Here is a 14123-nt window from a genome sequence, read left to right on the forward strand (position 1 = left end):
CCCGCTACGGGCTGCCGGTCAAACCCCTTCCGTCGGTCCGCCCCTTGCCGCCCCCCGAAAGGAGGATGCGCGGCGTCCCGCCCGGCCCGCTGGCCGGTCGTCACCGCACGCGCGCCCAACCCATGGATGTCATCACCACCGGTATAGGCGTACTCCTCGCCGTCGTCCTACTCGTCGCGCTCGGCGTGGTGTTCATGATCAGTCGGCTGTTCCGCAAGGTCGAGCAGGGCAAGGCCCTGATCGTCTCGAAGGTCCGACGGGTAGACGTGACCTTCACCGGCGCGGTCGTGCTGCCGGTCCTGCACAAGGCCGAGATCATGGACATCTCGGTCAAGACGATCGACATCGAACGGACCGGCAACGAGGGTCTGATCTGCCGCGACAACATCCGGGCCGACATCCGGATCACCTTCTTCGTCCGGGTCAACAAGACCGTCGAGGACGTCATCAAGGTGGCGCAGGCGATCGGCACCGCGCGGGCCAGCGACCGGGAGACGCTCCAGGAGCTGTTCAACGCGAAGTTCTCCGAGGCGCTCAAGACGGTCGGCAAGCAGCTCGACTTCGTGGACCTCTACACCAAGCGCGACGAGTTCCGGGACCAGATCATCCGGGTGATCGGCACCGACCTCAACGGCTACAGCCTGGAAGACGCGGCGATCGACTTCCTGGAGCAGACGCCGATGTCGCAGCTCGACCCGAAGAACATCCTCGACGCCCAGGGCATCCGGAAGATCACCGAGCTGACCGCGCTGGAGCACGTGCGGACCAACGAGTTCCGCCGCAGCGAGGAGAAGGAGATCACCCGGCAGAACGTCGACGCCCGGGAGGCGATCCTGGAGCTTGAGCGGCGGCAGGCGGACGCCGAGGCCAAGCAGCAGCGCGAGATCGAGACCGTGCGGGCCCGCGAGGAAGCCGAGATCACCCGGGTACGCGCCGAGGAGCGGCTGCGCGCCGAGACCGCGAACATCCGTACCGACGAGCAGCTCGGTATCCAGCACGAGAACCGGGCGCGGGAGATCGCGGTCGCGGAGAAGAACCGCGAGCGGGTCATCGCCATCGAGACCGAGCGGATCGAGAAGGACCGCCTGCTGGAGGTCATCAGCCGGGACCGGGAGACCGAGCTGAGCACGATCGCCAAGGACAAGGAGGTCGAGGCCGAGAAGCGGGCCATCGCCGAGGTGGTCCGGGAGCGGATCGCGGTGGAGAAGACCGTGGCCGAGCAGGAGGAGAACATCAAGCGGCTGCGGGTGGTCGAGGAGGCCGAGCGGACCCGCCAGGCGCTGGTCATCCAGGCCGAGGCCGAGGCGCAGGAGAACCTGGTCAAGGACATCAAGGCCGCGGAGGCCGCCGAGGCGGCGGCGAAGCACCGGGCCCGCGAGGAACTGGTGCTGGCCGAGGCCCGGCAGCAGGCCGCCGAGCTGGACACCCGGGCGAAGATCCGGCTGGCCGAGGGCGCCCAGGCCGAGGCGGCAGCGGCCGGTCTGGCCGACGTGCAGGTCCAGGAGCGCAGCGCCGAGGCGATCGAGAAGGTCGGCCGCGCAGAGGCTGCGGTCGAGCGGGAGAAGGCCGTGGCCGCCGCCGAGGCGGTGCGCGAGAAGCTGAAGGGCGAGGCCGAGGGTCTCACCGAGAAGGCCGCCGCGATGGCCGCGCTGGACGAGGCGACCCGGGAGCACGAGGAGTACCGGCTGCGCCTGGAGCTGGAGAAGGAGGTCCGGCTGGCCGGGCTGGACACCCAGCGTCAGGTCGCCGAGGCGCAGGCCAAGCTGGTCGCCACCGGCCTGGAGAAGGCGAACATCGACATCGTCGGCGGGGACAGCGTCTTCTTCGACAGGCTGCTCAGCTCCATCTCGTTCGGCAAGAGCGTGGACGGGTTCGTGGCCCACTCGGACGTGGCGAAGAGCCTGGCCCAGCCGTGGCTGGACGGCAGCGCCAGCTTCACCGACGACCTGGCCCGCATGGTCGGCTCGATCGACACCGCCGGCCTGCAGAACCTCACCCTGTCGGCCTTCCTGATGCAGCAGATGCGCTCCGGTAGCGCGGACAAGGGCAAGCTCCAGGAACTGCTGAAGGCGGCGCAGCGCCTCGGGGTGGCGGAAACCCCGGTAGCCGCGCTGGCCGGCCCACGGCAGTCCGCCGGTGAGTGAGCCGACCGCCGGTCCGGCCGCTGTCGGGCGTACGCCCGGCGACGCCGGACCGGCGCCGGCCGCCCCGGATCCGACCGGGCCGGGAGCGGCGGACGTCGGTACCCGGCCGGGACCGGACGACGGTAGCTATGAGGTGCTGCGCCGACGGCTCGCCACCCAGGCGGCCGAACTGGCCCGGCGGGCGGAGGCGCTCAACGCCCGCCGACTGGAGGTCTTCGGCAGCACCGAACTGCGGCTGCTGAGCACCGAGCGGATCCGTACGGAGCACAACTGCGTACCCCGGGACATCGTCTCGGTGGGCGGGTTGATGCTGTTCGGCTACAACGTCTTCATCGGGTTGAAGCCGGAGACCTCCGTCGATGACGTCTTCTCCCTGCACCGGTTCAGCCGGGAGCCGGGCCAGTCCGGTGAGTCGGATGGGACGCAGACGGCCGGGTTCCGGTTCGACCCGGCGGGCCACGACGAGCTGCCCGGGCTGCTCCGCCACCCGCAGTTCGTCCGGGACTTCGGTGAGCTGTACCGCTACTACCGCCAGGCCCGCCTGTTGCAGCTGCGGCGGGTCGACGGGCGGCTGCTGGCGGTGTTCCAGACCGGGCCGCGCACCGAGGACATCCGGGTGCTGCGGTGGCGGGTCGGCGTCGACGGCACACCCGAGTACCTGGACAGCCGGGGCGAGCGGGACCACGTCTTTCCGCCGTCGCACGACTTCGAGTGGATCGAGACGACCCGCGAGGACCACGTCCTCGGCCGGCACCCGCACATCTCCATCGACGGCGAGGTCTTCGTGGAGACGGTCGGCGGCACGCTGACCGTGAAGGTGGAGAACAACACCGAGGTCGGCGAGGGCATCTACAGCGAGCCGGTGGACGAGCCGTTGCAGAGCCTCGCCGACGCCGACGTCCACTGGGCCCGGGTGGGGCCGCTGATCCTGCTGCGGCTGCGGCCGTACAAGGAGACGCAGTGGCGGCACCTGGTGTTCAACACGCTCACCCGGGAGGTGGTCCGGCTCGACGGCATCGGTGTCGCCTGCCAGCGGTTGCCGGAGGACCACGGCATCATCTTCCCGGGCGGCTACCACCTGGCGACCGGCGTCACCAGGACCTTCGACACCGACGTGTCGGACCTGGAGTTCGAGCGGCTGGTCCGCTCGCCCAACGGCGAGGACGTGCTCTACGTCTTCCACGCCCGCGCCGACGGGCGCACCCTGCTGCTGCCGTACAACGCGATCCGCAAGGAGGTCGCCGCACCGATTCCGTGCCACGGCTTCTCGCTGTTCGACGACGGCACGTTGGTGGTGTTCCGGGCGGTCTCCGAGGAACCGACCCGGGTGCACCCGATGCAGGTCTGGCAGACGCCGTACGTCTCGGACGCGTACGCGGCGGCGCAGCCGGCCGGCACCGGGCCGCTGGAGCGAGTCGGCAACGCCGACCTGGTACGCGGCATCTCGGACTGCCTGTCGGCGGCCCGGATGGTCGACGGCACCGCCACCGCCGGGGTCTACGAGGCGTTGATCGCCGCCTGTGCCCGGATCGTCGACCACTACCACTGGCTCGGCGAGGACGAACTCGGTGACCTGGCCACGCCGCTGACCGGGCTGCGCCGCACCGCAGCCGCCGTGCTGGAGGAGCACGAGAAGGTTCGTACGCTCACCGAGCGGGCCCGCGCCGCCCTGGACGACAGCGCCGAGCAGATCGCCTCGCTGGCCCGCCGGGCCCGGGGTGAGGCACCGCTGACCGCCGACGACTGGGTCAACCAGCTGGGCGGGCTGCGGCGCGCCCGGGGGCACCTGGAGACGCTGCGTGAGCTGCGGTACGTCGACCACGGCCGGATCGACGAGCTGGCCGAGCGGCTGGACGAGGAACTGGCGGTGGCCGGCCGCCGGGCGGTGGAGTTCCTGCGGCGCGACGAGGCACTCAGCGGATACCAGCAGGAGGTGGAGCAGCTCTCCACCAAGGCGGCCACGATCGGCACGGTCGCCGAGGCGGCCACCGTCCGCGACGAACTGGCCGCCCGTACCGACGGGTTGCAGACCATCACCGACGTGGTCGGCGGGTTGGACATCGCCGACGCGACCGTCCGGACCGGCATCCTGGGCCGCGTCGGTGAGGTGTTGGGCGCGGTCAACCGGGCTCGCGCCGTGCTGGACAAGCGCCGCCAGGAGTTGGCCGCCGCCGAGGGCCGGGCCGGTTTCGCCGCCGAGTTCGCCCTGCTCGGGCAGGCGGTGACCGGTGCGCTGGCCGCTGCGGACACCGCCGAGCGCTGCGACGAGCAACTGGGCCGGTTGCTGCTGCGGGTGGAGGAGCTGGAGTCCCGGTTCGGCGAGTTCGACGACTTCCTCGCCGAGCTGGCCACCCGGCGGACCGACATCTACGAGGCGTTCTCCTCCCGCAAGCAGGCGTTGTTGGACGAGCGGGCCCGCCGCGCCGACCGGCTCGTCACCTCCGCCGAACGGATCCTGGTCAGTGTGCACCGGCGGGCCGGCACCCTCGGGTCGCTCGACGAGATCAACACCTACTTCGCCGCCGATCCGATGGTGGACAAGCTGCGCGCGGTGGTCGAGGAGCTGCGTACCCTCGGCGACACGGTGCGGGCCGAGGAGCTGGACGGCCGGGTGCGGGCGGCCCGCCAGGAGGCCGGGCGTGGCCTGCGCGACCGTCTCGACCTGTACGCCGACGGCGGTGAGACGATCCGGCTGGGTCGGCACCGCTTCGCGGTGAACACCCAGCCGATCGACGTGGCGGTGGTGCCGGCCGAGGGCCGGATGGTGGTGGCGGTGACCGGCACCGACTACCGCGCCCCGGTACGCGACGAGGAGTTCCAGCAGACCCGACGGTTCTGGGACCAGCTGCTGGTCTCCGAGTCGGCGCAGGTGTATCGCGCCGAGTACCTGGCCACTGCGATCCTCGCTGCCGCCGAGGCGGCCCGCGACGGGCTGGACCTGGACACGCTGCACGCGGCGGCGGTCGACGGCGACGGGTTGCGGAACCTGGTCCGGGGCATCGCCGAGACCCGCTACGACGAGGGCTACGAGCGCGGCGTGCACGATCACGACGCGGCGGAGATCCTGCGGGTGCTGCTTCGCCTGCACGCCGGTGCCGGGCTGCTGCGCTACCCGCCCGCTGACCGCGCTGCCGCCCAGCTCTTCTGGCGGTACGCCACCGACGAGCAGGCCCGGTCGACGTGGACGGCGCGGGCCGCCTCGCTGGCCCGGGCTCGGGCCCGGTTCGGTCGCCCGGACGGCGCGGACGCCGCCGACCTGCTCTGCCGCCAGCTGGGCGAGGCGATCGAGGTGTTCCTGCGCGATGCCGGGATTCCGGTGCCGTCCGGTGGCACCGCGCTCGCCGGTGAGTACCTGTTCCAGGAACTCGCCGCACCGCCGGTACGGTTCGTCACCGGCAGCGGCGCGCGTACGCTGCTGGACCGGTTCCGCCGGGCGCTGGGCGGCCCGCAGTCGCGCTCCTCGCGGGAGTTCGACGAGGATCTCCGGGCGCTCGGTGACGACCTGGCCGGTCGGTACCAGCTGATCGAGGCGTGGCTGACCGCCTTCCTGGCCACCGCCGAGGGTGACCTGTCCGGTTACGACCTGCCGGAGGCGATCGCCGTCGAGCTGTGCGGCCCCGACCTGGCCCGTGAGGACAGCGCGGCGACGATGACGGAGACGGTCGGCGGCCTGCTCGGCGCCCACCCGCGCATCGAGGGCTCCACGCTGGACGTACGACTCGACGAGACGCTGTCCCGGACCCGGGCGTTCCGCACCGAACTGGTGCCGGCGTACCGGGACTACCAGCGGCGACGCAACGCGCTGGTCGAGGTCGAACGGGACCGGCTGCGGCTGGACGAGTACCGGCCGAAGGTGATGAACGCCTTCGTCCGCAACCGGCTGCTCGACGAGGTGTACCTGCCGCTGATCGGTGACAACCTGGCCCGTCAGCTCGGCGCGACCGGCGACGGCAAGCGGGTCGACCAGTCGGGCCTGCTGCTGTTGATCTCACCGCCCGGCTACGGCAAGACCACCCTGATGGAGTACGTGGCCAGTCGGCTCGGCCTCGTCTTCGTCAAGGTCAACGGGCCGGCTCTGGGCTCGAAGGTCACCTCGCTGGACCCGGCGGAAGCGCCCGACGCCACCGCGCGGCAGGAGGTCGAGAAGATCTCCTTCGCGCTGGAACTCGGCAACAACGTGCTGCTCTACCTGGACGACATCCAGCACACCAACCCGGAGCTGCTGCAGAAGTTCATCTCGCTCTGCGACGGGCAGCGCCGGATGGAGGGGGTGTGGGAGGGCCGTACCCGCACGTACGACCTGCGCGGCAAGCGGTTCGCGGTCTGCATGGCGGGCAACCCCTACACCGAGTCGGGGCGACGTTTCCGGGTGCCGGACATGCTGGCCAACCGGGCCGACGTGTGGAACCTCGGCGACGTGCTCTCCGGCCGGGAGGAGGTCTTCGCGCTCAGTTACATCGAGAACGCGCTGACCTCGAACCCGCTGCTGGCACCGCTCTCCGGCCGGGACCGCGCCGACCTGGAGCTGCTGGTGCGGATGGCCCGTGGCGACGAGTCGGCCCGCGCCGACCAGCTGTCCCATCCGTACGAGCCGGTGGAACTGGAGCAGGTCGTCTCGGTGCTGCGCAAGCTGCTGCGGGTGCAGCAGGTGGTGCTGGCCAACAACCAGGCGTACATCGCCTCGGCGGCGCAGTCCGACGATGCCCGCACCGAACCGCCGTTCCAGCTCCAGGGGTCGTACCGGAACATGAACAAGCTCGCCGAGCGAATCGTCCCGGTGCTCACCGACGAGGAACTGGAGGCGGTGATCGACGACCACTACCTGGGTGAGGCGCAGACCTTGGCAGCGGGCGCGGAGGCGAACCTGCTCAAGCTCGCCGAGCTGCGCGGCCGGCTGACCCCGGAGCAGGCCGCCCGCTGGGCCGAGGTCAAGGCGGCCTTCCAGCGCTCGAAGGCGCTCGGCGGATCCGGCGACGACCCGGTCGACCGGGCCGTCGGCGCCCTGGGCCTCCTCGCCGACCGCGTCAGCGGCGTAGCCGCCGCCATCGGGAAAGGAAGGGCACCTTATTAACGCCTCCGGTAGAGCAGGGGGCCCTTCCTAACAAACGCGTGGCCCGGCGTACCGAGCAACCCGGCCCCCTCCCGCCGGGTGACCGGTGTAGGCGAGCAGGTGACCGGAACCGGTTACCGTGCCCGGATGCGGCAGCGCCACGAGGGGTTTCCAGGCGACCCGGTGGAGGGCGGACCACCGCACCCGCCGTCGGCCGGGGGGCGGTGGTCGACGGCGTACGCGCGCCTGCGGAGGCTCGGTGGCCGCCATCCGTGGCTGCTCGACGGCACGCTCGCGGCGGCCACCGGCGCGGTCAGCCTCGGTATCGGAGCCGGTGACTCCACCGGGCTGTACCGCGACTTCGACGTCCTGGCGTGGACGCTGACCTGCCTGGCGACCCTGACCCTGGTGGGTCGCCGCCGGGCGCCGGTGACCGTACTGTTGCTGTTCTGCACGGTCTGGGCGGGATACATCACCCTGGGCTACCACCCGGTGGTGAACAGCTCCGGTGCTCTGCTGGCGCTCTACACGGTCGCCGCCGTCCGGCCGACCGGCCCGACCGTCGCCGCCGCGTCGGCGCCAGCCGTGGTCTGGATGTACGGCGGTCTGCTCGACCGGCAGGGCTCGCTCCTCGCCGCGCTCACGCAGAGTCTGGTGTGGCCGGCGGTCGTCTGCTATCTGGGCAGCGCGGCCCGGCGTCTCAACGAGCGTGGTCAGCAACTCGCGGCGTTGACCGAGGAGTTGCGCCGTGACCGGCAGGAACTGGCCCGGCGGGCGGTGAGCGACGAGCGGCTGCGGATCGCCCGGGACCTGCACGACGTCGTCGCGCATCACCTGTCGGTGGTGTCAGTCCAGGCGGGGCTCGCCTGGTACGTCCTGACCTCCGACCCGCCGACCGCGCGTTCGGCGTTGCGTACCGTGGTGGACACCGTCGGCGAGGCACTCACCGAGATGCGCGGCATGCTGGGTGTCCTGCGTCCGGGGCAGCCCGAGATGACCGACCGGCCCGAGCCGGAGCAGCCCGCGCCGGGGCTGGCCCGCCTCGACGAACTGATCGCCCGGATCCGGGCTGCCGGGGTGCCCGTCCGGACCGTGGTGACCGGCATCCCCCGCGCCCTGCCGCCCGGCCCCGACCTGTGCGCGTTCCGGTTCCTCCAGGAGGCGCTGACGAACGTCCTGAACCACTCGGGTGGCGCGACCACCGTCACCCTCGACCACCAGGCTGACCGGTTCGTCGCCACCGTGGCCGACGAGGGGCCCCGGCACCGGCCCCGCCGGTTGCCGCGCCCGGCGACGACCGGCGGGGGTCGCGGTCTGCTCGGGATGGCCGAGCGCGCCCGGCAGTACGGCGGCACGGTGCGGGTCGAGCAGGACGAGCGCGGCTTCACCGTCCAGCTGACCCTGCCCACGCCGTCGCCGCCGGAGTCCCACGCCGAGGTGCCGACCGGCGGTGACGATGCCGGTTCGCACCGTCGTCCACAATGAGCGGATGACTCGGGTGCTCGTGGTGGACGACCAGGTCCTCATCCGCAGCGGGCTCGCCGCACTGTTGCGGGCAACGCCCGGAATCGCCGTGGTGGGCGAGGCCGGCAGTGGGGAGGAGGCGGTCCGGCTGGCCGCGAGCACCGCACCAGATGTCGTCCTGATGGACGTGCGGATGCCGGGGATGGGCGGCATCGCCGCCACCGAACGGATCGTCACGTCGGCGGCCGATCGGGCTCCGAAGGTGCTCATCCTGACCACGTTCGATTTGGACGAGTACGTCTACGAGGCGCTGCGCGCCGGGGCGTCCGGTTTCCTGTTGAAGGACACGCCACCGGAGCGGCTGGTCGACGCGGTGAACGCGGTGGCGACCGGAACGATGCTGTTCGCGCCGAGCATCCTGCGGCGGCTGGTCGAGACGTACGTGAACCGGCCGCTGCCCGAGCCCGGCCCGGTGCCCGCGCCGAAGCGGGAGCTGCGCGCGTTGACCGCGCGGGAACGCGAGGTGCTCCAGATGGTGGGCCGCGGCATGTCGAACACCGAGATCGCCGAGCATCTCGTCATCTCCGAGGCCACGGTGAAGACCCATCTGAACCGGACCATGGGCAAGCTCGACCTGGCGAGCCGGGCGCAGGCGGTCGTCCTCGCGTACGAGACCGGTCTGGTGACACCCGGGCGTCGATCGGACTGATGCCGAGGACGATCCGATCGACCGGACACTCACACCCACGGGGTGGCCTGCATCTCGTGCGGCGACAGGGATATCTCCATCCGGATGCCACCGAAGACGGCTGCGCTGTCCCGGTCGACGTTCTTCTTCGCCCATTCGGTGGCCGGCTTGATCAACTCTCGCTGCGACTGCAGGAGTGCGTCGGCGAACTTCTCGAAGAGGCTGCGGCACATCCGCGAGCCGGTGCGGTAGCGGCAGGCGACCCAGATGCCCGTCACCTTCGCGTCGTCGTCATGATTGATGACGGCGTAAACAGAGATGTCCGCGCCCGGTGCCTCGCACCGGGTCTCGTACTTGCCGCGCTCCAGGTCGGGGTCCGGTTCCGCCGCGCAGGTCCACGAGTTTGCCCGCTCCAGCCACTGCTTCGCGATCAGCGTGACGGTGACGCCCGGCAGGTAACGGTTGTCCCCCTCGGGGAAGTTCTCGGGCATCGGCGGTGGCTCGCTGCTGCCCGGCGGTGTGCCGGTGACTGTGCCAGCCAGCGCCCCGACGGCGCCGCCACCGAGCATGCCGGCCAGCAGCGCGGCGACGGTCACCAGCACGGTCACCGCTTTGCCTGGGCCGGTGGACCGGACCGGAGGCCAAATCGGCATCGGGGGCCCGGGAACCGACATCGCGGGCTGGACCGGCGGGGGAGGTGGGACCGGCGGCACAAGCGGTGCGGGCGACACAGCCGGGCCGGCGGCCGGTGGCGCAGGCGGAGCCGGAATGCCGGAGGCGACCGGACGCCAGGCGATGCCGTCCCACCAGTACCTGCCGTCGGGTGAGTAGTGCACGGGTGGTCGTTGGTTCATCGCAGGGCTCCGATGACCCGGAGGCGGATGGACCCCGGATTGCTCGTGACGACGTAATAGTTGTAGCCACCGATCTCCGCCTCGGCGTCCTCGTCGGCCTCGATCCGATCGACCACCCAGTCGTTGATCTCCTCGGTCAGCGCCTCGTCGGCGGTGTAGGGCAGTGCCGCGAGCCACAGCAGGTAGTCCATGACCGCCTCCGTCGGCTCCTCGTCGGGCGGGCGTACGACCAGCACGCTCACGTCGGAGATCAACCCCTCGACCTCCTCGATCGTGGTCTCGAAGGTGAGGGTGCCGACCATCAGTTCGCATTTCCAGTGGTGGTCCCGCTCCTGCTCACAGGGGTGTCCCTTGGCCTTCAGCGCGTCGATCACGGCACTGGCCTTGAGGACCGGGATACAGACGACGCGGCGGCAGGGCACGGTGGTCGCGGTGGCCTGATACCGGTTGGTGGGCAGGTAGGCACCGACCCCGGCGACCAGTGCGCCGAGCAAACCGACGATCGCCGCGACCATGAGCACCCGGCGCCAGCTCCGTACCCGCGTCGTCGCGGGGAGGCCAGCCGGCGAACCGGGTGGCGGGTCGGACGGTGTGGTGCCACCGGGTGGCGAGACGGCGGGACCGGTCATGCCCCTGCCCCCCTGCGCACGAAACGCTGCCAACCCTCCAGGAAGGCGCCCGCCGAGGTGCCGAGCGTCCGTTCGCAGATGCCGTCGAAGATCGGTAGCTCCACGAACGGCTCCAGCGTGTCATTGAGCGGGATGACCTGGGCGTAGAACTCGACGGCCGCCTCCCGCCCCTTGATCTGGGCGATGTAGGCGAAGACCGACCAGCCCAACAGGTAGTTCAAGCTGCGCTTCGCGCCGTAGAAGTCCTTCGAGGACGGCAGGCCCTTGAACGAGCCCAGGCCGTTCCTCAGCTGGCTGCGGTATCTGCTCGCCTCCGACGGCCATCGCACGCCGGTCGCCCAGGTGGCGAAGCCCTCGACCGCCCAGGTCGGCGAACCCAGGTCCGAGATGATGGAGGGCGTGGCCCGCAGCTGAGCGGTCACCGAGTGCGCCAGTTCGTGGTGCATGGTGACCCGGGGGTCCTCACCCGAGTAGTAGTCCCTGATGTTCTTCAGATTGATCAAGATGGCGGCGCCGGCGCGTTGGTCCGAGTAGACCTGGCCGTTCTGGCGGACACCTGTCCGTGACGTCTGGAAGCCGCTGATCTCCGGCAGGAAGTTCGACGACTTGCCGAGGCTGAACCACCGCCGATAGTTGTCGTCGTCCCGGGTCAGGTACATCACGTCGCCGGGGAAGCGGGCCCGGCCCTCCCACAGCCTTCTCACGATGGCCGCTTCGGCGGCTGCGGCTGCGGCGAACTTTTCCAGATCCGGCACGCTGTCGTCGCCGACCAACCAGACGTTGTCGGCGGCCTGCACCACCCGCAGCGGGGTCATGTTCCACGCCTCGTCGGCCGGCGGACCGCTGAGCAGCGCGTCCTTCTGGTCACCCGGGCTCGCCGGCGTGATCTCGGCGATCACCAGCCGGCCGTCCTTCGGCGCAAGCCGGTACCGGAAGGTCTCTGCCGGTGCCGCACCCACCGGGCTCTCGTCTGCGGTCAACTGGGTGATCCGGAACACCGGCCCGAAGGTGTAGTCGCCGTGGGCGGCCACCCGACGGGTGTTGTAGCCGAACTCGGCGAACTCGAACTGGCGCAGGTTGGCGAACACCATCCGCTCGTGCTCGACCAGGTCGCTGTTGGAGCTGTCCAGGTCGGCGAGGTACGCCTTCTCGTCCTTGTTCTTCACCGCCTCGGTCTGCCGGTCGAGGATCTCCCGTAGCCGGCGCTTGTTCCGGTCCCTGTCGGAGCCGACGTCCCTGCTCTCGATGGACGGACGCTCCCGGCCGCCACAACCGGCGAGCAGCAGGCCACCCCCGACCAGCAGGCCACCCCCGACCAGTACGCCCCGCCTCGACAACCGTGCTCCGCCCGCCCTGGCGTCCAGCCAGTTCCCCGTTGACACGCACAGACCCTTCTCGATGCGACGGATGCGGCACCCTGCCCGGTGCCCCCGTGTAGCACCGGGCAGGGCAGGGTGCCACCTGATGCGGTGTCCGGAAACGTCGTCCGGGCCGCCCACCGGCGACAGCGGCGGGCGGATCGGGCCGGGAGACGGCGAACCGGTATCCAGGCCCGATTCCGTCTTGCCAGATCGCCGCTTGGACCTCGCCGCGACACCGCCGACGTACCGGGACACCGACCAACACGCTAGGGACGGTGGCGCGGCGAATCATCCGGTGCGGGTTTGATCCTCGGGTCAACCCGTCGCGGTAGTCCCGACGGCCGCCTACCACCAGCGCGGTACTCAGCCGATGTAGCGGCGCAGCTCGCGGGTGAGCACCTTGCCGGTGGCGTTACGGGGCAGGTACTTGACGAAGACGATGTCGCGGGGCACGGAGAACCGGGCGAGATAACGCCGGACGTACTCGCGGATCGCCTCGGCGTCGAGTCTCTCGCCGGGATACAGCCCGACGAACGCGGCGAGGCGTTGGCCGTAGTCGGCGTCCGGTACGCCGATGACGGCGGCCTCGCGTACCTGGGGGAGCTGGGTGAGCAGCTGTTCCACTTCGGCGGGGAAGACGTTCTCGCCGCCGGAGACGATCATGTCGTCCGCCCGGCCGTCGACGAAGAGCAGCCCGTCGGGGTTGATCCGGCCGAGGTCGCCGGTGTCCAGCAGGCCGTCGTGGCGTTCCCGGTCGGCTCCGGAGGTGTAGCCCTCGAAGAGCATCTCGTTGCCGACGAGGATCCGACCGACCCGGCCGACGGTGACCGGTCGACCGTCGTCGTCGCGGATCTCCAGTCGGGTGCCGTGTGGTGGCCGCCCGGCGGTGGTGGGCGCCTGGCGCAGGTCGGCCGGGGTGGCGATGGAGGCCCAGGATGCCTCGGTCGAGCCGTACAGGTTGTAGAGCACGTCACCGTAGGTGTCCATGAACGCCGCCGGTAGACCGCCGGGCAGCGCGGAGCCGCTCACGGCGACCACCTTCAGCGGCGGCCGGGGTTCCGGTGGTGGCGTCTCCATCAGCCGTTGCAGCATCACCGGCACCGCGAACAGTGCCTGACAGCGGTGCCGGGTCAGGTCGCGCAGCGTGGCGGCCGGGTCGAAGCGACGGTGCAGCACGATGGTGGCCCGCAGGGCGAAGCAGACCTGGAGGGCGGCGTACCCCCAGGTGTGGAAGATGGGCGCGGCGATCAGCACCCGGTCCCGTACGTGCAGCGGGATGCGGTCGATGATGGACACCAGCGGGCCGAAGCCGTTCGGGGTGGGCCGTCGGGCACCCTTCGGCGCACCGGTGGTGCCCGAGGTGAGCACGATGATCCTGCCGTCCCGCTCGGGCGGGTGGAGTTCGCCGGGGAGGGCGGTGGCGATCAGGTCCTCGCGGGCCTGCTCGTCGAGACGGTGCAGCTCCGCCGGCAGCCCGAGGGTTTGTTCGGTGAACTCGTCGTCGTGCACCAGAACCCGCAGCCGTTGTTCCTGCGCCACGGTCTCCAACTGCGCCGGGGAGAGCCCGGTGTTGGCCAGCACGGCGTCGGCGCCCAGCAGGGTGGCGGCGACGACGGTCTCGATCAGGCCGGGGTGGTTGCGGCAGAGCACGGCGACCCGGTCGCCGGGCTGGACGCCGAGTCCGGCGCGCAGCGCGCGGGCCAGCCGCATGGACCGGTCGAGCAGTTCGGCGTACGTCAGCTCGTTGCCCCGGTCGTCGATCACCGCGACCCGGCCCGGATCCCGGGCCGCCGCCTGGCGCAGCTCACCGGCGAGGCTCCAGCCCCATTTCCGCAATGCGTTGAGCTGGGAGGCGACGCGGATGGGGCGGCCCGGGGCGAGCAGGCCCCGCCGAGTCAGCGTGGTGACGATGAACGGCAGGTCCATGCCCGCG

At 71.1% G+C, this 14123-nt stretch carries 8 protein-coding genes; 4 read left to right on the forward strand and 4 right to left on the reverse strand.

The window, feature by feature from the left end; all coding sequences use genetic code 11:
- The first annotated feature begins 122 nt into the window (after positions 1-122).
- The 4 genes from FF096_RS11105 to FF096_RS11120 all read left to right on the forward strand — a co-directional run bounded on the left by FF096_RS11105 (position 123) and on the right by FF096_RS11120 (position 9367).
- On the forward strand, positions 123-2144 hold the full coding sequence (locus FF096_RS11105; protein WP_155217145.1) for an SPFH domain-containing protein: 2022 nt from the start codon (positions 123-125) through the stop codon (positions 2142-2144).
- Positions 2137-7215, forward strand: coding sequence for a DNA repair ATPase (locus tag FF096_RS11110; RefSeq protein WP_309223077.1), 5079 nt, complete (start codon positions 2137-2139; stop codon positions 7213-7215). Before FF096_RS11105 ends, FF096_RS11110 begins: the two co-directional genes overlap by 8 nt.
- Before the next feature lie 126 nt (positions 7216-7341).
- Positions 7342-8679 (forward strand): sensor histidine kinase, encoded by a 1338-nt coding sequence (locus FF096_RS11115; protein WP_155217147.1) that lies wholly within the window; start codon positions 7342-7344, stop codon positions 8677-8679.
- A 4-nt stretch (positions 8680-8683) separates the two neighbouring features.
- The gene (locus FF096_RS11120; RefSeq protein ID WP_155217148.1) at positions 8684-9367 is read left to right on the forward strand and encodes a response regulator transcription factor; all 684 of its coding nucleotides are present in this window, start codon (positions 8684-8686) and stop codon (positions 9365-9367) included.
- Between the two features lie 29 nt (positions 9368-9396).
- Here the strand turns inward: FF096_RS11120 and FF096_RS11125 are convergent, their stop codons facing one another.
- From FF096_RS11125 to FF096_RS11140, 4 genes are all read right to left on the reverse strand, one after another.
- The gene (locus FF096_RS11125; protein ID WP_155217150.1) at positions 9397-9954 is read right to left on the reverse strand and encodes a hypothetical protein; all 558 of its coding nucleotides are present in this window, start codon (positions 9952-9954) and stop codon (positions 9397-9399) included.
- 242 nt (positions 9955-10196) lie between these two features.
- Positions 10197-10829 (reverse strand): hypothetical protein, encoded by a 633-nt coding sequence (locus FF096_RS11130; protein ID WP_155217152.1) that lies wholly within the window; start codon positions 10827-10829, stop codon positions 10197-10199.
- Complete coding sequence (locus FF096_RS11135) at positions 10826-12211, reverse strand: hypothetical protein (RefSeq protein WP_155217154.1); 1386 nt, start codon at positions 12209-12211, stop codon at positions 10826-10828. The genes FF096_RS11130 and FF096_RS11135 overlap by 4 nt, the downstream gene beginning before the upstream one ends.
- A 342-nt stretch (positions 12212-12553) precedes the next feature.
- The gene (locus FF096_RS11140) at positions 12554-14116 is read right to left on the reverse strand and encodes an AMP-binding protein (RefSeq protein ID WP_155217156.1); all 1563 of its coding nucleotides are present in this window, start codon (positions 14114-14116) and stop codon (positions 12554-12556) included.
- Positions 14117-14123: the final 7 nt, after the last annotated feature.

This window comes from Micromonospora sp. CP22 (assembly GCF_009712475.1).
Taxonomy (GTDB): domain Bacteria; phylum Actinomycetota; class Actinomycetes; order Mycobacteriales; family Micromonosporaceae; genus Micromonospora.